Source organism: Tenggerimyces flavus, from assembly GCF_016907715.1.
GTDB classification, from domain to species: Bacteria; Actinomycetota; Actinomycetes; order Propionibacteriales; family Actinopolymorphaceae; genus Tenggerimyces; species Tenggerimyces flavus.
Genome location: NZ_JAFBCM010000001.1, coordinates 5,728,810 through 5,748,542, shown reverse-complemented (window position 1 = coordinate 5,748,542; position 19,733 = coordinate 5,728,810). Strand labels below are relative to the sequence as shown.

The window sequence follows — 19,733 nt, the reverse complement described above, 5'->3', positions numbered from 1 at the left end:
AGCAGATAGCCGCTAGCTGTCCCGTGCAAGGCCCCGTCCTCCTCGCACGCCAGTCTCCGGGTCTTCACTCCGCGCCTCAAGAGTGCCTTCGGCGTCACTAAGTGATCGGCTCCGCCGCCTTCCGCTCCGACTTTCAACCTGGCTGGTTGTGAGGACTGCGGGGGAGAGGGGTTGTCGACCGGCGGGAGCTCAGCCAGGCCGCCAGACCATCGGCCGCCCGCGCAACGCCACGCCTGCAGCGTGCGCCATAAGCCGAAGACCGGGGAGCACGTCGGGCTTGTGAGAACTAGGCGCACGAGAACCCACTCGTTGGGCATCGCTCCGACTGACCCAGCCGGACCGCAACGAGCTGCAACACCGGGCGATGACGAGCACCGGACCGACGACTTCCCAAGCGCGGACGAGCAACTCGCGATTAGGCTGCCTGTTCCTACCTGAGAGCTCTGTCGCGGACCCGCGCGGTGGAGCGGCGAGGCGCCGATACACATCGGTACACATGATCATGGAAAACGGCGGCAGACCGTGGGAAGCGCCGAGAGGCGTTTCCACAGGTCAGCCGCCGTTTTCGCGGTGATCTTGCGGGTCCAGGACCTGCGTGGATCAGATGTCGAAATACAGCTCGAACTCGTGCGGGTGGGGGCGGAGGCGGATGGGGTCGATCTCGTTGGCCCGCTTCCAGTCGATCCACGTCTCGATCAGGTCGGGCGTGAAGACGCCGCCCTCCTGGAGGAACTCGTGGTCGTTCTCGAGGTGGACCAGCACCTCGTCCAGCGATCCCGGCACCTGCTGCACCGCGGAGTGCTCGTCCGGCGGCAGCTCGTAGAGGTCCTTGTCGATCGGCTCCGGCGGCTCCACCTTGTTTCGGATGCCGTCGATGCCGGCCATGACCATCGCGGAGAACGCGAGGTACGGGTTGCAGGACGGGTCCGGCACCCGGAACTCGATCCGCTTCGCCTTCGCCGAGGTCCCCGTCACCGGGATCCGGACCGCCGCGGAGCGGTTGCGCTGGGAGTACACGAGGTTGACCGGCGCTTCGAAGCCCGGCACCAGGCGGTGGTACGAGTTCACCGTCGGGTTCGTGAACGCCAGCAGCGCCGGCGCGTGCTTCAGGAGCCCACCGATGTACCAGCGCCCGAGGTCGGACAGGCCGCCGTACCCGAGCTCGTCGTAGAACAGCGGCTGGCCGTCCTTCCACAGGCTCTGGTGGCAGTGCATGCCGTTGCCGTTGTCGCCGAAGATCGGCTTGGGCATGAACGTCGCCGTACGGCCGTCCTCCCACGCCACGTTCTTGATCACGTACTTGTAGAGCATCAGCTTGTCGCCCGCGTGCAGCAGCGAGTCGAACTTGTGGTTGATCTCGGCCTGGCCCGCCGTACCCACCTCGTGGTGCGAGCGTTCGACCGTGATCCCGACCTCGATCAGCCGCGCGACCATCTCGTCACGCAGGTCGGCGAAGTGGTCGTTCGGGGACACCGGGAAGTAGCCGCCCTTGTAGCGCGGCTTGTACGCCTGGTTGCCCTCGGGCTGCTCGGCGCCGGTGTTCCACGCGCCCTCGATCGAGTCGAGGAAGTAGTACCCGGCGTTGGCCTTGGTCTCGAAGCGCACGTCGTCGAAGACGTAGAACTCCGCCTCCGGCCCGAAGTACGCGGTGTCGGCGATCCCGCTGGCCTTGAGGTAGGCCTCGGCCTTGGCGGCGACGTTGCGCGGGTCGCGGCTGTACGCCTCGTCGGTGAAGGGGTCGACGATCGAGAAGTTCAGCGCCAGCGTCTTGCGGGCGCGGAACGGGTCGACGAACGCGGTCGCCGGGTCCGGGATCAGCTTCATGTCGGACTCGTGGATCGCCTGGAAGCCGCGGATCGACGATCCGTCGAACATCTGGCCCTCGGCGAACGCGGCCTCGTCGAACGACGACGCAGGCACGTTGAAGTGCTGCATCACGCCCGGTAGGTCGCAGAACCGTACGTCGATGAACTCGACGCCCTCGTCACGAACGAAAGCCAACAGCTCGTCGGCGTTTTGGAACATCCGGCCCCTCCTCCGTCTCTTGCGGGCGACCGTAGGATCGCGCGGTTTCCCGGCCATGTCACACATGTTGCGCACGTGTTACGCCCCGTGTCTGACTCCAGGGAAGACACTATGGCCAGCCGCGCTTTCGGCGCCTACGGGACCCCACATAGCCTTGTCGCATGAGTCAGCAGGCAGCCGCACGCGGGGCGACCGACAACGGACAGACCGCGACCTGGGGCGCCCGGTTCGTGGCCGTGTTCGTGGACTGGCTGCTCGCGAACGCGGTGGCGTTCGCGATCGTGCGGGACGTGGGCCTGTGGCAGGCACCGACGACCTGGCACGACCTGCTGCCGCTCACGATCTTCTTCGTGCAGATCTGGGTGATGACGGCGGTGTTCGGCGGGTCGGTGGGGCACAAGGTGCGCCGGCTGGCGGTCGTACGGCCGGACGGCAGACCGGTCGGCTTCCTCAAGGCGGCGATCCGCACCCTCGGCGTGATGCTGATCATCCCGCCGTTCGTGGTCCTCGGCTCCGACGGCCGCGGCCTGCACGACCGCCTCGCGGGCACGGCGATCGGCAAGATGCCGCCGAAGGCGGACTAGGCCCGGGGTCCGAACGGGACGTCGGACCAGGACGGAACGAGCTCGACCTCCGAGCCCAGCGACCACTCCACGACGCGCGAGGCTACGGCTGCCGGGACCGGCGTCGGGAAGGCGTCGCTCGGCGGAACGTCGAACGTCGCGTGCGAGTCGTGCGGCAGCACCACGCCGTACTCGCGAGCCAGGGCCGTCCGCGCGGTCGCCGCGACGCACATCTCCGACATCAGCCCGCAGACGGCCAGCCGCTTCACCGAGGACGACTCCAGCAGGGAGCCCAGCGGTGTCCCGGCGAAGCCGTCGTCCTCGGGCTTCCGCACCACTGGCTCGCCGCCCAAGGGAGCGAAGTGCAGCTCCCAGGTAGGCGTCCCCGGCTCGTCCGTCGACCCCGGCGGCCCGTCGTTCTGCAGGTGGACGACCAACGCCCCAGCCGACCGGGCGGCGTCGAGCAACGACGAGAGCGACGACAGCAGGGCCGACGCCGACGGGACCGGCGCCGTGCCCGTCACGAACCCCCGCTGGACGTCCACGACGACCAGCGCGGTGACCGGCTCCACGACGCCTAGCGGGGCCGCGCGCTGCCCGGAGGCAGCTTCACGTTCTTCGGCAGCGGCCCCTTCGGGATCGGCAGCGTCTGCCGCGTCACCGACAACGCCTTCAGCCGGTGCAGCACCTCGGTCACCTCCGGGGGACGGAGGTTGCGCGGCAGCTTCTGGACGTGCAGCGACAGCTTCCGCAGCGGAACCTGCCCCTCCTCGTCGCCCACCACCACGTCGTAGATCGGCGTCTCCGGCGCGACCCGCGAGTGCTTCTTCTTCTCGTTCGCCAGCAGGTTGCCGATCCGGTTCGCCGCACCCTCGCCGACGAGCACGATGCCCGGCCGCCCGACGACCCGGTGCACGATGTCCTGGTTTCGCGTCACCGCGACCGCCGCGTCGACGGTCCAGCCGCGCCGCAGCGTCGACAGCGCGTTTGCGCCCGCGCCGAGCTGGCCCTCGAGCCGGGCGTACGCTGCCTTCTCGACCCGCCGGCCGAAGATGATCGTTGCCGCCAGGAAGCCGAACGGGATGCCCATGATCGTGAGGAACAGCACCTGGTTCAGCAGCAGACCAGCCACGACGAAGACCGCGACCACGCCGAGGAAGATCCCGAGCAGGACGAGCCAGATGAGCGGCTGCGCCTCCGCGGTGATCCGGTACGCCTGGCGGATCTGCTTGAGCCGGCCTGGCTTCTCTTCGGGTGCGTCGTTCTTCGCCATGAGTTCCTTCTCGCGGGATGGGGCCTCAGCCGGCTGCGGCCGGGAGGCGCCTCGACTCTAGAGCCTGCTGGTAGAGGCGGCCAGCCCGATACGACGAACGTACGAGCGGCCCCGCCATCACGCCGGCAAAACCCATCGCCAGCGCCTCTTCGCGCATCTCCACGAACTCCTCCGGCTTCACCCAACGCTCCACCGGGTGGTGCCGTACGGACGGCCGCAGGTACTGGGTGATCGTGAGCAGCTCGGTGCCCGCGGACAGCAGGTCCTGCATCGCGCCGGTGACCTCTTCCCGCGTCTCGCCCATCCCGAGGATGAGGTTCGACTTCGTCACCAGCCCGTACGCCCGAGCCGCCCGGAGCACGTCCAGCGAACGCTCGTACCGGAAGCCCGGCCGGATCCGCCGGAAGATCCGCGGCACGGTCTCGATGTTGTGCGCGAACACCTCGGGCCGGGTCGAGAACAGCTCGGTCAGCAGCTCGTCGCGACCGGAGAAGTCCGGGGCCAGCATCTCCACGCCGGTGCCGGGGTTGAGCTCGTGCACCTGGCGGATGGTCTCGGAGTACAGCCAGATGCCCTCGTCCTCGAGGTCGTCGCGGCAGACGCCGGTGATCGTGGCGTACCGCAGGCCCATCGTGCGGACCGACTCCGCCACCCGCCGCGGCTCGTCGCGATCGAGGTCGACCGGACGGCCGGTGTCGATCTGGCAGAAGTCGCAGCGCCGCGTGCACTGGTCGCCACCGATCAGGAACGTCGCCTCGCGGTCCTCCCAACACTCGTAGATGTTGGGACAGCCGGCTTCCTGACACACGGTGTGGAGCTGTTCGGACTTCACGAGGCTGCGCAGCTCGGTGTACTCCGGACCCATCTTCGCCCGCGTCTTGATCCACTCGGGCTTCTTCTCGATGGGCGTCTCGGAGTTGCGCACCTCCAGGCGCATCAGCTTGCGTCCTTCTGGGGCCACGGTCACGGTTCTCACCCTACGTCCCCAGGCCTCGTTAGCCGAGGTTGGCTACTGTGGGTCGACGTGTCTATCTGCGTAGCCATCGCCTCGGCCAACCCGGTGAAGAAGCGGGCCACCCTGGAGGCGGTACGAGTCGCCCTCGGCATCAAGGACGTCGACGCTGTCGTGGTCGAGGTCGAGCACGGGATGCCGGACCAGCCGATCGGGGACGAGGAGACGCTCCGCGGCGCCCGGGTCCGCGCGGAGGGCGCCCTAGCCTTGCGCCCGGACGCCGACTACTGGGTCGGGCTGGAGGGCGGCGTGACCGAACGGGACGGCGAGCTCGAGGCGATGGCCTGGGCGGTCGTGCTGGGGCGCACCGCCGAAGGTGAGCTGCGGCGCGGCGAGAGCCGTACAGCGACGTTCACGCTGCCGCGGGAGATCGCCGACCTGGTCCGGTCCGGTGTGGAGCTGGGCGAGGCGACGGACAGCGTGTTCGGCGAGAGCGACACCAAGCGCGGCCCGGGAACGGTGGGCCCGCTGACCGGCGGGATCATCGACCGCGTCTCGTACTACGCGCACGCGATGGTGCTCGCGCTGGTGCCGTTCCGGAACCCGGAGTTCACGTTCGCCCCGGCGACCGAGCGCGTCGAGGCCTAGGCGGGAACCGTCGCAGGGGCGAGGAACGCGGCGAGGTAGCGCTCGGTCAGGGGAAGCACGTCCTCCACGGTCACCGGCCGGTCGAGCTCGGCCGCCAGTGAGGTGACGCCGGCGTCGGCGATGCCGCAGGGCACGATGCGGCTGAACACGGACAGGTCGCAGTCGACGTTCAACGCGAAGCCGTGCATGGTCACTCCGGACGCGACGCGCAGACCGATCGCGCCGAGCTTGCGGTCGGGTCCGCGGGAGTCGGCGGAGACCCACGTACCGCTGCGGCCCTCGATCTGACCAGCGGGAACGCCGATCTCGGCGCAGACCGCGATCATCATCTCCTCCAGCCGACGGACGAACGCCACGACGTCGATCGGCTCGGAGAGCTTGACGATCGGGTACCCGACCAGCTGGCCCGGCCCATGCCAGGTGATCTTGCCGCCGCGGTCGGTGTCGACCACCGGCGTACCGTCGAACGGCCGCTCGTGCGGCTCGGTGCGCTTGCCGGCGGTGTAGACCGGCTGGTGCTCCAGCAGCAGCACCGTGTCGGGGATCTCGTCCGCGACCCGCAGCGCGTGCAGCCGTCGCTGCTCGGCCCACGCCTGCTCGTAGCCGACCGCCTGGTCCCCGAACCCGTATCGAATGAATCGCAAGGTCACAACCGCCACCCTACGCCTGAGGCTGTGGACAACCCGGGCGTGGCGCGGGCCGTTACGTGACGTTCTGAAAGGCTTAGCCCATGCAGGGCGACTTCGTGGTCGAGGGCTACGAGATCGAAGGCCTCCTCGGCGCCGGACCGGCGGGCGAGGTGTGGCTCGCGCGCGACAAGGCGAGCCACCGGCAGGTCGCGCTCAAACGCCTTCGCCCGCGCGACGACGAGGCCCGCGACCGGGCCCGACGACTGGTGTCCACGCTCGACCTCCTCAGCCATCCGAACCTGCTCGGCGTCCAGCAGATGCTGCCGTACGGCGACGAGATCGTGTTCGTCCTCGAGCACGCCAACGGCGGCAGTCTCGGCCAGCTGCTGCTGGTCCGCGGCACGCTCGACCCGGGCGAGGTCGTCACGGTCGTCGGGGGAGCGGCGCAGGCCCTCGCGGCCGCCCACGCCCGCGGGCTGGTGCACGGCGACCTCACGCCGGAGAACATCCTGTTCTCCGCCGACGGCCGCCCGCAGGTCACCGACCTCGGCCTGCTCGCGCTCGTCGACGGTGGTGAGGCACTCGGCACCCACGGCTACACCGACCCCTCGGGGCTGCCGACCAGCGGGCCGACGGCGGAGGGCGACGTGTACGCGCTCGCCGCGGTCTGCCTCACCGCGCTGACCGGCACGCCGCCCGACCCGAACCAGAAGCGCGCGCCCCTGCACCAGGTCGCGCCCGGCGTGCCGTCCGGCCTCGCCCACGCGGTCGAGGCAGGCCTGCACCCGGAGCCCGCGGCGAGGCCGAACGCGAGCCAGTTCGCCGAGCTGCTCGCCACGGCGGCCGCGGCGGCGCCCGTACGGTTCCCGGAGGGGCTCACCTCCCTCCCGGGCTCCGGCGGATCCTCGGCGCCGCCGACGCAGCAACAGCCCGACGACGACCCGTTCATCTCGAGCCTGATCCCGCCGCCGGCGACGTTCCAGCCGACCCCGCCGTCGAACGTCCAGCCGCCCGCGCAGACCCCGCCGACCTCGACGTTCCCCGTCGGCCCGCCGCCTCAACAGCAGGGCGACGACGAGGACGAGCCACCCCAGCGGCGGACGGCCCTGATTCTGCTCGCGGTCGGACTCCCGCTGCTCGTCCTCGCGATCGCGATCACCGCGTTCGTGTTCTGGCCCCGCGGCGCCGACCCGAAGCCCGACCCGACGGCCAGCAGCTCCTTGTCAGCCTCGCCGACCACGAACCCCACGAGCACCAGTACCGGCACAGGGACCGGCGACGCGTCGGCGCGGTGGACCGGCATCCTCAACGGGCTCGACAAGCGTCGGGAGGAGGCGTACGCGAAGGGTGATCCCGCACTGCTGACCAGGGCCTACGCGGCCAACTCGCCGGGCCTGGCCAAGGACCAGAAGACCATCCGCACCGAGCTGAAGGACAAGGGTTACAACAGCGCGGAGGGTCTGCAGACTCCCGTTTCATCTGTCAAGATCATCTCCGAGGACGATCAACGGGTCGTGCTCGACGTGACCAGCCAGCTGCAGGCGTACACGCTGGTCACGACCGACGGTCGGCGGCTCTCGGCACCGGGCGGGGACCCGAGGCGGTTCACGATCACGCTCGTGCCCGACGGCCAGGGTGGCTGGTTGATCTTCGACAGCGTGCAGGCGGGGTGAGCAGGTAGCGATGCAGGGCGGCTTCGGCGTTCCCGGCTTCCAGGTGCAAGGGCTGGTAAGTGCCAGCCCCACCGGTGAGGTCTGGCAAGCCCGGCACGAGGCCTCGGGCGATCACGTTGCGTTGAAGCGCGTACGGATCCCGCACGGCCCTGCCCGCGACGAGGCGAAGCGGATCGTGTCGATCCTCGGCCTCATCGGCCACCCGCATCTGCTGCGCATCCGCGAGGCGATCCCGCTCGACGAAGAGGTCGTGTTCGTCCTCGACTACGCCGACGGCGGCAGCCTCGCCGAGCTGCTGAGCGCCCGCGGTCCGCTCGATCCGGCCGAGGTCGTCACGACGATCGCGCCGATCGCCGAAGCGCTCGCCGCGGCGCACGAGCGCGGCCTCGTCCACGGCGACGTCACGCCGGACCACATCCTGTACACCGGCGACGGGCGGCCGGTCCTCGCCGACCTCGGCCTGCTGTCGCTGATCGAGGGAGGCGAGGCCCTTCGTACGCACGGCTATTTCGACGAGTCCTCCTCGGCCCAGAGCAGTACGCCGCCGGGCGACGTGTACGCGCTCGCCGTCTGCGCCGCGACCGCGCTGACCGGCGAGCCGCCCAAGGCCGGCACAGCTCGGCAGCCGCTGGCCGAGCAGCGCAAGGACCTGCCGCCCGGCCTGGTGCACGCGGTCGAGGCCGGCCTGCAGCCGCTCGCGCCGCGGCGGCCGACCGCGGGTCAGCTCTCCGAGCTCGTGTACGCCGCCTGCCCGCCGGCGCCGATCCGCTTCCCCGTAGGGCTCGTTCTCACCGACGCGGACCTGGCGAAGATGGCAGAGCAGGCGAAGGCGGCGGAGGCCCAGAAGCCGCCCCAACCGCCCGGCCAGCAGCCCCCGCCCGGGCCGCCGCCGGCGGTGCCGGGGAACTCGTCGGAGCAGGACCCGTTCGTGCACAACCTCGGCGGCGGACCGGCACCCGGCCCACAGGGCCCGCCAGGGCCGCCCGGTCCGCCGAGACCGCCGGGGCACCGGCCGCCGCCCGGCGGCTTCGAGTCGCCGGACTCGATCGAGGACTTCGACGCCGAGCTGATCGAGGCCGGGCGCAGGCGTCGCCGCCTGATCATCGGGGCCGCGATCCTCGGTCCGATCCTCATCGCGGTGGCGATCGTCGCCGGACTGGCCTGGGCGAAGTACGCCGGACCGGTCGACCCGCCGACGATCACCCAGCCCGAGACGACGCCGAGCGTGTCGGCCGAGCCCTCCGCCACCCCCTCGGCATCGACCTCGCCGTCCCCGGAGCAGACCCCCACGTTCAGCCCCGAGCCGCTCCCGACGGTCACCAGCCCGCTGTCCCCGGTCCCGACCACCACCACGCCGCCGACGCCGGGGGCGACGGCCGGTCCGGACGCGCGCTGGCGGTCAGTGCTGAACGGGCTCGACACCGAACGCGCCCGAGCGTTCGCCGGCCCCGACATCGCGCCACTGTCCCGCGTCTACATCGCGGGCTCGGAGCTGCTGGCCAAGGACCGGACCGAGGTCGACAAGTGCGTCAAGGCCGGCTGCAAGCTCGAGGGGCTGCGGTTCGACATCAAGAACCTCGTGATCGTGAGCGAGACCGCCACCCAGACCGTCCTGGACGTGGTCGACCAGCTGCAGCCGTACACCGTCGTGCAGTCCTCCGGCGAACGCAACGAGCGCCCCGCCGGAGCGGTCACGTCGCGCCGGATCACGCTCGTCCAGCAGCCGGGCGCCGGCTGGCTGATCTCGCGGATCGAGCAGCGCTGACGCGCGCTCAGCGCTTGGCGAGGGCCGCGGCGATCGCCGCGGTGATGTTCGGCGCGCTGAACTCGTAGCCCGCGTCGAGCAGGCGCCGCGGCACGATCCGGCGGCTGCCCAGGAGCTCGTCGGCCAGGTCGCCGACGCCGAGGCGTACGAGACCACCCGGCACGGTCAGGAACGTCGGCCGGCGCAGTAGCGCACCGAACGCGGCCGTGACCTCGGCGTTGGTCGGCGGCACCGGCAGCGTGAGGTTGTACGCGCCGGCCGCGTTCGGAAGGTCGACGAGGAACCGCACGGCACCCAGCCAGTCGGCCAGGCCGATCGTGCCGAAGTACTGCTCACCCGACCCGAACCGTCCGCCCAGACCGAGGCGGAACGGCAACGCCATCAGGCGAAACGCGGTCGACTCGGCCTCCAGGACGACGCCCGTACGGAGCAGGATCACGCGGACCCCGGCCTCGGTGGCGGGCGACGTCGCGTCCTCCCAGGCACGCGCCATCTCCGCCGCGTACGTCGACCCGGCAGGCGACGACTCCTCCAGCTCGCGGTCGCCCGCGTCGCCGTAGTAGCCCACCGCGCTCTGCGACACGAACAGCGGCGGCGTCGGCAACGCGGCGAGCGCCCGGGCCAGCGTGCCGGTCGTGTCGACGCGGCTGGACATCAGCACCCGCTTGTACGGGGGCGTCCAGGGCCGCCCGATGTTCGCGCCGGACAGGTTGACGACGACATCCGCGGCCGCGAGCACGTCCCGGTCGACGACTCCGGCCGACGGGTCCCAGCGCGACTCGTCGGGGGAGCGCGGCGGCACCCGTACCAGCCGGGTCACGTCGTGACCCGACCGAGCCAGGTCGGAGCGGAGCATCCGGCCGAGGTAGCCGGATGCCCCCGAGATGACGTAGCGCACGGCCGGCCTAGAGGCCGAACTCCGCTTCGAACTTGCCGTCCTCGAGCCGCTCCTTGATCGTGCCGAGGAAGCGGGCCGCGTCGGCGCCGTCCACCAGGCGGTGGTCGTAGCTCAGCGCGAGGTACATCATGTGCCGCACCGCGATCGTCTCGCCGAGGTCCTCGTCGTCGATCACGACCGCGCGCTTCACGACCGAGCCGGTGCCGAGGATCGCGACCTGCGGCTGGAAGAAGATCGGGGTGTCGAACAGGGCACCCCTGCTGCCGGTGTTGGTGAGCGTGAACGTGCCGCCCGCCAGCTCGTCCGGAACGAGCTTGTTGGTGCGCGCCCGCTCGGCCAGGTCGGCGATCTTCTTCGTCAGGCCGACGATGTTGAGGTCGCCCGCGTTGTGCACGACCGGCACCAGCAGCCCGCGCTCGGTGTCGACGGCGACCACGAGGTGCTCGGCGTCGTGGTAGGTGACCTCGCCCTTCTCGACGTCCATCGAGGCGTTCAGCTTCGGGTGCACCTTCAGCGCCTCGATCGCCGCCTTGGCGAAGAACGGCAGGAACGACAGCTTGACGCCGTTCTGCTTCTGGAAGTCGTTCTTCACCTTGTTGCGGAGCCGGGCGATCTGGGTGACGTCGACCTCGACCACGGTGGTGAGCTGCGCGGAGACCTGCATCGACTCGACCAGGCGCTGCGCGATGATCTTGCGCATCCGGGTGAGCTTCTGCGTGGTGCCGCGCAGGTTCTCCGCGTCGGCGGAGGCGGCCGGAGCCGCGCTCGCCGCGGGAGCGGCCTGTGCTGCCGGGGCAGGTGCCGCCGCGGCGGCCTTCTTCGCCTCGGCCGCGGCCAGGACGTCCTGCTTGCGGATCCGGCCACCGACACCGGTGCCGGTGATCGTGCTGAGGTCGATGTCGTGCTCGTTGGCGAGCTTGCGGACCAGCGGGGTCACGTACTGGCTCGCGCCATCGCCGTTCGGCGGTGCCGCGTCGGCCGGCTGGGCCGGCTTCGGGGCTTCCTCGGCCGCGGGCGGCTGGATGGCCGGTGCCTGGGCCGCCGGGGTCTCCGCGGGCGGTGCCGGGGGCTCGGGCGTGCGTACGGGCTCGGCCTGCGGCTGCTGGGCCTGCTGCTGCTCGGGCGCCGCCGGGGCCTCGGGCTCGGCGGACGCGTGCTTGGGTGCGGCGGCCTGGTCGCTGCCGATCACGCCGAGCTCGGCGCCGACCGCGACGGTCTCGTCCTCGCCGACCGTGATCCGGAGCAGCGTGCCGGACGCCGGTGCCGGGATCTCGGTGTCGACCTTGTCCGTGGAGACCTCGAGCAGCGGCTCGTCGGTCTGGACGGTGTCGCCGATCTGCTTGAGCCAGCGGGTCACCGTTCCCTCGGTGACGCTCTCGCCGAGGGCCGGCAGCGTCACGGAGGTCTCGGCGCCGCCGCCTTCGCCGGAGGGCGCGGGCTGCTCCTGCTGCTGGGGCTGCTGGGGCTCGGCCTGGGCCTGCGGCTGCTCGGGCTCGGCCGCCATCGCCTGTTGGTCGGACGCCGCCTGCTCGTCGCGGGCGACCTCCTGCTCCTGCGGCTGGGCCTCGACCGGCGCGGCCTGCTCCTGGGCGGGCGCTGCCTCGGCCTGCGGCTCCTGCTCCGCCGGCGCGGCCTCGCCGCCGCCCGCGGACCCGGAGTCCTCGCCCTGGTCGCCGATCACGCCGAGCTCGGCGCCGACCGCCACCGTCTCGTCCTCGCCGACCGTGATCTGCAGCAGCACGCCGGAGGTCGGCGCGGGAATCTCGGTGTCGACCTTGTCCGTGGAGACCTCGAGCAGCGGCTCGTCGGTCTGGACGGTGTCGCCCACCTGCTTGAGCCACCGCGTCACGGTTCCCTCGGTGACGCTCTCCCCGAGCGCGGGGAGGGTGACGGAGACCGGCATCCTTGCTCCTTCTCCTGTTGTCAGCTGTGCGCGTGCAGTGGCTTGCCGGCGAGCGCGAGGTGGGCTTCGCCCAGGGCCTCGCTCTGCGTCGGGTGCGGGTGGACCAGCTGGGCGACTTCCTCGGGGAAGGCTTCCCAGTTGTAGATCAGTTGAGCCTCGGCGATGAGCTCCGATACGCGGCTGCCCACCATGTGGACGCCCACAACCGGACCGTCCTTCTGCCGCACGAGCTTGATGAAGCCCTGCGTACGAAGGATCTGGCTCTTGCCGTTGCCCCCCAGGTTGTAGTTGTACGTCGTGACGGCGTCGGCGCCAAACTTCTCCTTCGCGGCGTCCTCGGACAGCCCGACGGAGGCGACCTCCGGCTCGCAGTACGTGATCCGCGGGATGCCGGTGTCGTCGAACGGCGCGGGGTCGAGCCCCGCGACGTCCTCGGCCACGAAGATGCCTTGCTGGAAGCCGCGGTGGGCGAGCTGCAGGCCGGGCACGATGTCGCCGACCGCGTAGATGCCGGCCACGTTCGTCCGCAGGCGCTCGTCGACCGGGACGAAGCCGCGGTCCATTGTGACGCCCTGCTCCTCGTACCCGAGGTCGGCGGTCGTCGGGCCGCGCCCCACGGCGACGAGGAGCACGTCGGCGTCGAACGTCTCGCCTCCCTCGACGGTCACGCGCACGCCGGTGTCGGAGCGTTCGACGGTCTTGAACGGGGTGCCGACCTTGAAGGCGATGCCGCGCTTGCGGAACGTGCGCTCGACCTGCTTGGAGCTGTCGGCGTCCTCGACGGCGAGCAGCCGGGGGAGCGCCTCGATGATCGTGACCTCGACCCCGAACGAGCGCCAGGCGCTCGCGAACTCCACGCCGATCACGCCGCCGCCGAGGACGATCGCGGACTTCGGCAGCTCGGTGAGGTTGAGCGCGTGCTCGCTGGTGATGACGCGTTCGCCGTCGACCTCGAGGCCGGGCAGGCTCTTGGAGAACGAGCCGGAGGCCAGCACGACGTGCTTGCCCTCGTACCGCGTGCCGTCGACCTCGACCGCGTTCTTGGCGACGAGCCGGCCGGCGCCCTCGACGATCGTGATGTTCTTGTTGCCGGTCAGCAGGCCGGTGAGGCCCTTGAAGAGCCGGCCGACGACGCCGTCCTTGTACTTGTTGACGCCCGCCAGGTCGACGCCGTCGAACGTCGCGCGGACGCCGAACTCGCCGGCCTCCTTCGCGGCGTCGGCGACCTCGCCGGCGTGCAGCAGGGCCTTGGTCGGGATGCAGCCGCGGTGCAGACACGTACCGCCGAGCTTGTCCTTCTCCACGAGCGCGACCTTCAGGCCGAGCTCAGCGGCGCGGAGGGCACAGGCGTAGCCGCCGCTGCCCCCGCCCAGGATCACGAGGTCGAACGAGCTACCGGCGTTGTCCGCCACGGGTTCCTCCGTGCCGAGTGGGTCAGTGGATGTACTGGTCAGCGCTGTCATCCTTCCACGCGGGCGGCTCGGCGCGCCAAAGGGTCGTGCGTTCTCGCGAGTCGCAGTGTCGGGGTGCGCGAGGGGTGGAACCTGGGCGACACTTGGGACGTTGCGTGACCAGGAGGTTGGCTGACCATGTTGCGATGGTTCCGGCGGCGGTCGAAGTCAGGTGGGCCGTCCAGCACTCGCCCCAAGGCGAGCGAGGACTTCGCGCACCTGGAGCGGTTCGCCCGTGAGCGCATGGGCGTCGAGGGCTTCGTGGAGCCTCCGACGGCTGTGACCCAGACCACGTTGTTGTTGGTCGCGAACGACGGCGAGTGGACCCGCCGCCGCGTCCCCAACGCGGCCGCGGCGCACGCGTTCGCGAACAAGCTCGGCGTGCCGAGCTACGACGCCCAGGTGGTGGGCTACCCGCAGCGCATGCGGGACTGGAACGCGCGCAAGAAAGCGGCCGAGAAGGCCCGCACCGACCCGATGAACTGACCGCATCCGTCCTGAACGCATCCGTCCTGAACGCCCAAACTGTGGGGTTCTGGTAGCGACACGCCGGCGTGTCGCTACCAGAACCCCACAGTTTGGGCGTTCAGGTGGGTCGGAGGGGTGGGGTCGCTTCGACGAGCGGGTCGCGACTAGAGGTCGCCGGCCGCTGCGTCTTCGGCCAGGCCGATCAGCGTGCAGACGCTGCTGCCGCTCGCGCTGGACGTGCTGGCCGCGGATCCACGGGCCGAGGGGGACCTCTATCCCGGCGACCTGATGGCCGCGGTGCGAAGGGTGCCCGACACCTACTGGGCCGAGCACCCCGACCAGGCCACCCGCTGGGCAGCCATTCGCACCTAGATGATCGATTCCAAGGGGTTAGTGGTCGTAGGCCAGGAGTGATCGCTTGATCGGTTGGCTGGTGTGATCGTTGTGCCAGATCGCGGTAGTCATGGCCAGGACGCGTTGGAGGACGCGGACCCAGACGCCTGCGGGGGTGTGGCCGCCGTGGTGTTCGAGGTCGAGTTGGCCTTTGAAGGTGTCGTTGATCGACTCGATGACTTGTCGTAGCGGTTGGAAGAACTCGGCGCCTGCCCGTGGGGTTTCGCCTTTGCGGGTCGGGCGGAGCAGGTGGAGGCCGGCGTCGGCCAGGGCGGTCTCGAACTCGCGGCCGTAGTAGTTCTTGTCCGCGATCACGATCTGCCCGACCCTCCCGGTGGTCAGGTCGGGGTCGGCGTGGAGGACGCCGAGCAGGATCTGACGTTCGTCGGCCTTCGCTCCGGTCAGGGCGAACCCGACCGGTAGCCCGTGCAGGGTGCACAGCAGATGCAGCCGCAGTCCCCAAAAGAAGCGGGAGTGGCTGGCGCAGTAGCCGTACTCAGCCCAACCGGCCAGATCGGAACGACGCGCGGTCTCGCGTGATCGACCGCACTCGACCGGAGTCGAGTCGACCACCCACACATCGTCGGTCCACATCGTGGTGTCGCGGGCCAGCACCCCGACCAACCAACCGATCGTCGAGCCCAACCGCCGCAGCCGCTTGTTGTAACCGGGCTGCTTGGGCAGATACGGGAACAACGCCCGCAGGTGGCTCCGGGCATAGCGCAACCAGCGCGCCTCGCTGGTGTGTCCGAGCAGTGCCTGCATCACCGCCAAGGTGACCAGTTCAGCGTCACTGATCTTCGGAACGATCCCCACCGCAGGACGCCATGGCGCTCGTTCCGGCGCCGACTTCAACCAATCATCGGTCCGCACGTACAGTGCTGTCGCGAGGGTGTCCAGGTCAGCGTCCACGAAGGTCTCCACGAGATCGGCGTCGGGTAAGCAACGCCGATCCTGGACACCCTCCACCTCAGCCAACACTCACCACGCCGAACCACACCCCTTGGAATCGATCATCTAGCCTCGATCTGTCGTCCGGCGGTGGGTTCGACCGGCCCCGCCCGCCCTGCCCTGGGGCCAATGATCATGTAAACATGATCAGCGGCCCCTTTACGTGGGGTGGACGCCGGGTAATGGGGCCACTGGCCGCGTAAGGCGACCCCGAGGCTAGAGGTCGCCGGCCGCCGCGTCTTCGGCCAGGCCGATCAGCGTCCGTACGCTGCTGCCGGTCGCGCCCTTCGGGGTGTAGCCGAACGGGCCGCCGTCGTTGAACGCCGTGCCGGCGATGTCGAGGTGGGCCCAGCGCACGCCTTCGGGCAGGAACTCGGCCAGGAACGCCGCCGCGACCAGGGCGCCGCCGGCGCGGTCCGAGGCGACGTTGGCCAGGTCCGCGACCTTCGAGTCGAGCCGCTCGCGGCTGCCCTCGGGGATCGGCAGCGGCCAGGCGTTCTCGCCGACGCGCGCCGCGGTCTGCTGCACGTGCTGCTGGAAGTCGGTGTCGTGGGTGATGATCGCGTACGTCTTGTGCCCGAGCGCCACCACGCAGGCGCCGGTGAGCGTCGCCACGTCGACCAGGATGTCCGGCCGTTCCTCGCCCGCCCGCACCATCGCGTCGGCCAGCACGAGCCGGCCCTCGGCGTCGGTGTTCAGGACCTCGACGGTCTTGCCGCCGTACATGTTCAGCACGTCGGACGGACGGGTCGCGGTGCCGGACGGCATGTTCTCGGCCATCGGCGCCCACGCCGTCACGTTCACCGGCAGGCCCAGCTCGGCGACCGCGGTCACGGTCGCGAGGACGGCGGCGGCGCCGCTCATGTCCGACTTCATGCCGGGCATCGCGTCCGGCGGCTTCAGCGACAGGCCGCCCGAGTCGAACGTGATGCCCTTACCGACCAGCGCGAGGTGCCGCTTCGCCTTCGACGACCGGTACGCCAGCCGCACGAGCCGCGGCGGGTTCGTCGAGCCGATGCCGACGCCCATGATGCCGCCATACCCACCCTTGGTGAGCGCCTTCTCGTCCAGGACCTCGAACTCCAGGCCGTACTGCTTCGCCGCGGCCTTCGCGTCGGCAGCGAACTCCACCGGGTGCAGGTCGGACGCCGGCCGGTTGATCCAGTCGCGGGTCAGGTTGACCGCCCGCGCGATCGCCTCGGCGCGGGCGACGGCGGCCTTGACCGCCTTGTCCGGCGCCTTGTCCGTGACGAACGTCACTGTCTGGATCTTCGTCGGCTTGGTGCCGTTCTGGGACCGGAACTGGTCGAAGGCGTACGCGCCGAGCAGCGTCCCCTCGGTGAGCGCCCCGGCGTATCCGGGCTCCTCGTCCGAGCTGAGCACGAACGCCACCGTGGTCGCCTTGCCCGCGAGCCGGCGCAACGCCGCCCCGGCCGCGCGACGTACCTGCTCCTCCGTCGGAGAGCCGGAGCCGAGGCCCACGCCGACGACGACAGGAGCGGAGACCGCGCCGCCGGACGGGATCAGCGTGACCTCGTCCGCCTTGCCCGTCGCGCCGACGCTCGCGAACGTCGCGGCGAGCTTGCCGCCGAAGGCGCTGTCGAGCTCCTCGGTACCTCGGGCGAGCGTGACGCCGTCCGATCCAGGGGAGAGGCCAACGACCACGGCATCGGTCTTGATCGACGCCGACTTGGCCTTGCGGACTGCGATGGTCGGACTGGTCGTGCTCACGGAAGGCACGTCTCCTGTCGTTTCGTGGCTTTTCGTTTGATGACCTGCGAGGACTCCGCCGCAGGATACGCGGTCGAGTCGTGGAAGCGGGATAGGTTCTCCCGCATGACACGTTCGCCTCTGCACGATCGGCACGAGTCCCTGGGCGCGAAGTTCGCTCCGTTCGGTGGCTGGGAGATGCCGCTGGAGTACGCCGGTGGCGGCGTGGTCAAGGAGCACACGGCGGTCCGTACGGCGGTCGGCGTCTTCGACGTCAGCCATCTCGGCAAGGCCTCGGTGACCGGCCCTGGTGCGGCCGCGTACATCGACGCGACGCTGTCGAACTCGCTGGCCAAGATCGGGCCCGGCCAGGCCCAGTACACGCTGTGCTGCGACGACGCCTCCGGCGGCATCGTGGACGACCTGATCGCGTATTGGCGGTCGGGCGACGAGGTGTTCCTGATCCCGAACGCCGCGAACACCGCGGAGGTCGTGCGGCGGCTCGCTTCGTCGGCACCGGACGAGGTCTCGGTGACCTCGCAGCACGAGGCGTTCGCGATCCTGGCCATGCAGGGGCCGTCGGCCGACGCGGTGCTGTCGTCGGTAGGGCTGCCGGTCGGGCACGCGTACATGTCGTTCGTCGACACCTCGTGGAAGGACGCGCCGGTCACCGTGTGCCGGACCGGCTACACGGGGGAGCACGGGTACGAGGTCGTCGTGCCGTCGGAGTCCGCGGCGCCGCTGTTCGACGCCTTGCTCGCCGCCGTTGCTGACGCGGGTGGGCTGCCGTGCGGGCTCGGTGCGCGGGACACGTTGCGGACCGAGATGGGCTATCCGCTGCACGGGCAGGACATCTCGCTCGAGGTGACGCCGGTGCAGGCGCGGCTCGGGTGGGCGGTGGGGTGGAAGAAGCCCGCGTTCTGGGGACGTACGGTCCTGCTCGCCGAGCGCGAGGCCGGTCCTGCTCGACGGCTGTTCGGCGTGGAGGCGTCCGGCCGGGGGATCCCGCGCCCGGGCATGACTGTGCACTCCGCGGTGGGCGAGCCGGTGGGAACGGTGACCAGTGGAACGTTCTCCCCGACGCTCCGCCGCGGCGTCGGCCTCGCCCTGCTGGACGTGCCGATCGGCCTCGACGACGCGGTGACGATCGACGTGCGCGGCCGGGCGGAGCCGTTCACGGTCAAGCGCCCGCCGTTCGTGGACAAGTCTCCGTCGTGACCCTGGTGCTGCCAGCCGACGCCGGCGCGCTGCTGGAGCGGCTGACCGTCGACCCGGCCGCGCGCGCCGAGGCCCTCGCCGCGCGACCCGATCCGGTGGCGCATCCAGTGCTGTGGGCGGAGCTGGAGCGCAGGTACGACGAGCAGCTCGACGCCATGGGGCGCGGTGTCCCGATCGACGGCTGGGCCGGCTGGCCGCTCATCCCGGCGGACGCCGGTGTGGTGGGACGCCACCTGTACGTCTGGCTCTACCTCGCGCTGGTCCCGCACGTTCGCGCGTTCCACGCCGAGCGCGGGATCCTCGACGACGTGTCCTGGACGGCGCTCGCCGAGCTCGGCGACTCGCTGCGATCCCACCTACGGCTGTTCGGTGAGCACGGCGTCGGCGGGTTCTCCCAGTGGTCGTTGCCGCTGCGCTTCCGCGGCGCTGAGTACGCGCTCGGCCGGCTCGCCTACAACCGGGTGGCGATCGCGTTGGCCAACGGGCAGTGCGGATTCGCCCTGAACGTGCACATCCCGGCGAGTGGCCCGCTGGATCCGACGGCGTGCGACGACTCCATCGAGCGGGCCCTCGAGTTCGCCGCACGGCACTTCCCGGAAGAGCCGCTCGCGTTCCTCACCTGCAGCTCCTGGCTGATGGACCCGCAGCTCGCGGAGTACCTGCCGGAGACCTCGAACATCGTCGCGTTCCAACGCCGGTTCCAGCTCGTCCCGCACCTCCCGAAGGCGGACGAGACGCGCGACGACCGCGACGTGCTCGAGTACGTCTTCGGCCGGATGGACCCGGTGCCGCTGGAGAAGCTGCCGCGGGACACGACGCTGCGGCGCGCCTACGTCACCCACCTGCGGGCGGGCCGGCACTGGAAGTCGCGGACGGGCTACCAGGCGCTCACCTGACCCTCGGTGCGGCGCGTCGGTCCTAGGCGCTATACCAAATTCGAGATAGCGTTTCCGGTATGGACGATCGACTGCCGGTGATGCCGGGGTTCCGGGAGATGGCGCGGCGGCGGCGTGAGCTGGGCCGGGAGCTGGTCGAGCTGCGGCGCGAGTCCGGCCTCTCGCAGACCCAGGTCGCCGCTCGGATGGGCACCTCGCAGTCCGCCGTCGCCCGCATGGAAGCCGGTGACGTGGACGTACGCATGTCGACGCTCGAACGCTACGCGGCCGCTGTCGGGCAGTCGCTCGACGTCCGCCTCAAGGGCAGGGAGTGAGAC

General features: G+C 70.6%; 19 protein-coding genes. 9 read left to right on the top strand and 10 right to left on the bottom strand.

From position 1 onward, the window contains the following. Nucleotides 1-600: 600 nt before the first annotated feature. On the bottom strand, nucleotides 601-2,025 hold the full coding sequence (gene glnA / locus JOD67_RS26910) for a type I glutamate--ammonia ligase (protein WP_205120488.1): 1,425 nt from the start codon (nucleotides 2,023-2,025) through the stop codon (nucleotides 601-603). Nucleotides 2,026-2,186: 161 nt separating this feature from the next. On the opposite strand from glnA, the gene JOD67_RS26905 reads away from it, so the two are divergent. Further along, nucleotides 2,187-2,609 (top strand): RDD family protein, encoded by a 423-nt coding sequence (locus tag JOD67_RS26905; RefSeq protein WP_205120487.1) that lies wholly within the window; start codon nucleotides 2,187-2,189, stop codon nucleotides 2,607-2,609. Here the strand turns inward: JOD67_RS26905 and JOD67_RS26900 are convergent. From JOD67_RS26900 to lipA, 3 genes are read right to left on the bottom strand one after another with little or no spacing between them, the layout of a single operon-like run. Continuing rightward, a complete protein-coding gene (locus tag JOD67_RS26900) occupies nucleotides 2,606-3,160 on the bottom strand; it encodes an isochorismatase family protein (RefSeq protein ID WP_205120486.1) in 555 nt (184 codons plus the stop codon). The two genes, JOD67_RS26905 and JOD67_RS26900, sit on opposite strands and share 4 nt — an antisense overlap. Nucleotides 3,161-3,165: 5 nt before the next feature. Next, nucleotides 3,166-3,861 (bottom strand): DUF4191 domain-containing protein, encoded by a 696-nt coding sequence (locus tag JOD67_RS26895; RefSeq protein WP_205120485.1) that lies wholly within the window; start codon nucleotides 3,859-3,861, stop codon nucleotides 3,166-3,168. Between the two features lie 25 nt (nucleotides 3,862-3,886). Continuing rightward, nucleotides 3,887-4,798 (bottom strand): lipoyl synthase, encoded by a 912-nt coding sequence (lipA, locus tag JOD67_RS26890; protein WP_205123194.1) that lies wholly within the window; start codon nucleotides 4,796-4,798, stop codon nucleotides 3,887-3,889. Nucleotides 4,799-4,885: 87 nt separating this feature from the next. Here lipA and JOD67_RS26885 point away from each other — a divergent pair, with 87 nt between their 5' ends. After that, the gene (locus JOD67_RS26885) at nucleotides 4,886-5,461 is read left to right on the top strand and encodes a DUF84 family protein (RefSeq protein ID WP_205120484.1); all 576 of its coding nucleotides are present in this window, start codon (nucleotides 4,886-4,888) and stop codon (nucleotides 5,459-5,461) included. Here the strand turns inward: JOD67_RS26885 and lipB are convergent. Then, nucleotides 5,458-6,111, bottom strand: coding sequence for a lipoyl(octanoyl) transferase LipB (gene lipB, locus JOD67_RS26880; protein ID WP_307782566.1), 654 nt, complete (start codon nucleotides 6,109-6,111; stop codon nucleotides 5,458-5,460). The two genes, JOD67_RS26885 and lipB, sit on opposite strands and share 4 nt — an antisense overlap. A gap of 80 nt (nucleotides 6,112-6,191) precedes the next feature. Here lipB and JOD67_RS26875 point away from each other — a divergent pair, with 80 nt between their 5' ends. Both JOD67_RS26875 and JOD67_RS26870 read left to right on the top strand, forming a co-directional pair. Next, complete coding sequence (locus JOD67_RS26875; RefSeq protein ID WP_205120482.1) at nucleotides 6,192-7,763, top strand: serine/threonine-protein kinase; 1,572 nt, start codon at nucleotides 6,192-6,194, stop codon at nucleotides 7,761-7,763. A gap of 10 nt (nucleotides 7,764-7,773) precedes the next feature. Beyond that, nucleotides 7,774-9,528, top strand: coding sequence for a serine/threonine protein kinase (locus JOD67_RS26870; RefSeq protein ID WP_205120481.1), 1,755 nt, complete (start codon nucleotides 7,774-7,776; stop codon nucleotides 9,526-9,528). Between the two features lie 7 nt (nucleotides 9,529-9,535). Here JOD67_RS26870 and JOD67_RS26865 read toward each other — a convergent pair whose 3' ends face one another. From JOD67_RS26865 to lpdA, 3 genes are read right to left on the bottom strand one after another with little or no spacing between them, the layout of a single operon-like run. Next, nucleotides 9,536-10,426: a TIGR01777 family oxidoreductase gene (locus JOD67_RS26865; RefSeq protein WP_205120480.1), complete on the bottom strand. Its 891-nt coding sequence runs from the start codon at nucleotides 10,424-10,426 to the stop codon at nucleotides 9,536-9,538. 7 nt (nucleotides 10,427-10,433) lie between these two features. Further along, nucleotides 10,434-12,329, bottom strand: coding sequence for a 2-oxoglutarate dehydrogenase, E2 component, dihydrolipoamide succinyltransferase (gene sucB, locus JOD67_RS26860; protein ID WP_205120479.1), 1,896 nt, complete (start codon nucleotides 12,327-12,329; stop codon nucleotides 10,434-10,436). 20 nt (nucleotides 12,330-12,349) lie between these two features. Beyond that, complete coding sequence (lpdA, locus tag JOD67_RS26855; protein ID WP_205120478.1) at nucleotides 12,350-13,741, bottom strand: dihydrolipoyl dehydrogenase; 1,392 nt, start codon at nucleotides 13,739-13,741, stop codon at nucleotides 12,350-12,352. A 177-nt stretch (nucleotides 13,742-13,918) separates the two neighbouring features. Here lpdA and JOD67_RS26850 point away from each other — a divergent pair, with 177 nt between their 5' ends. Both JOD67_RS26850 and JOD67_RS26845 read left to right on the top strand, forming a co-directional pair. After that, the gene (locus JOD67_RS26850) at nucleotides 13,919-14,266 is read left to right on the top strand and encodes a hypothetical protein (RefSeq protein ID WP_205120477.1); all 348 of its coding nucleotides are present in this window, start codon (nucleotides 13,919-13,921) and stop codon (nucleotides 14,264-14,266) included. A gap of 189 nt (nucleotides 14,267-14,455) precedes the next feature. Further along, complete coding sequence (locus JOD67_RS26845) at nucleotides 14,456-14,620, top strand: contact-dependent growth inhibition system immunity protein (RefSeq protein ID WP_205120476.1); 165 nt, start codon at nucleotides 14,456-14,458, stop codon at nucleotides 14,618-14,620. Nucleotides 14,621-14,638: 18 nt separating this feature from the next. Here the strand turns inward: JOD67_RS26845 and JOD67_RS26840 are convergent, their stop codons facing one another. Next, nucleotides 14,639-15,553 (bottom strand): IS982 family transposase, encoded by a 915-nt coding sequence (locus JOD67_RS26840; protein WP_205118013.1) that lies wholly within the window; start codon nucleotides 15,551-15,553, stop codon nucleotides 14,639-14,641. Nucleotides 15,554-15,808: 255 nt separating this feature from the next. Continuing rightward, on the bottom strand, nucleotides 15,809-17,323 hold the full coding sequence (locus JOD67_RS26835) for a leucyl aminopeptidase (protein WP_205120475.1): 1,515 nt from the start codon (nucleotides 17,321-17,323) through the stop codon (nucleotides 15,809-15,811). Between the two features lie 105 nt (nucleotides 17,324-17,428). Between JOD67_RS26835 and gcvT the strand changes: the two genes are divergently transcribed. The 3 genes from gcvT to JOD67_RS26820 are packed head-to-tail and all read left to right on the top strand — an operon-like array spanning nucleotide 17,429 to nucleotide 19,730. Then, nucleotides 17,429-18,520, top strand: a complete 1,092-nt coding sequence (gcvT, locus tag JOD67_RS26830; protein WP_205120474.1) for a glycine cleavage system aminomethyltransferase GcvT — start codon at nucleotides 17,429-17,431, stop codon at nucleotides 18,518-18,520. Then, entirely contained in the window at nucleotides 18,517-19,416 is a 900-nt protein-coding gene (locus JOD67_RS26825; protein WP_205120473.1) for an acyltransferase domain-containing protein, read from the top strand. The genes gcvT and JOD67_RS26825 overlap by 4 nt, the downstream gene beginning before the upstream one ends. Before the next feature lie 59 nt (nucleotides 19,417-19,475). After that, on the top strand, nucleotides 19,476-19,730 hold the full coding sequence (locus JOD67_RS26820) for a helix-turn-helix domain-containing protein (RefSeq protein WP_205120472.1): 255 nt from the start codon (nucleotides 19,476-19,478) through the stop codon (nucleotides 19,728-19,730). Nucleotides 19,731-19,733 lie beyond the last annotated feature (3 nt).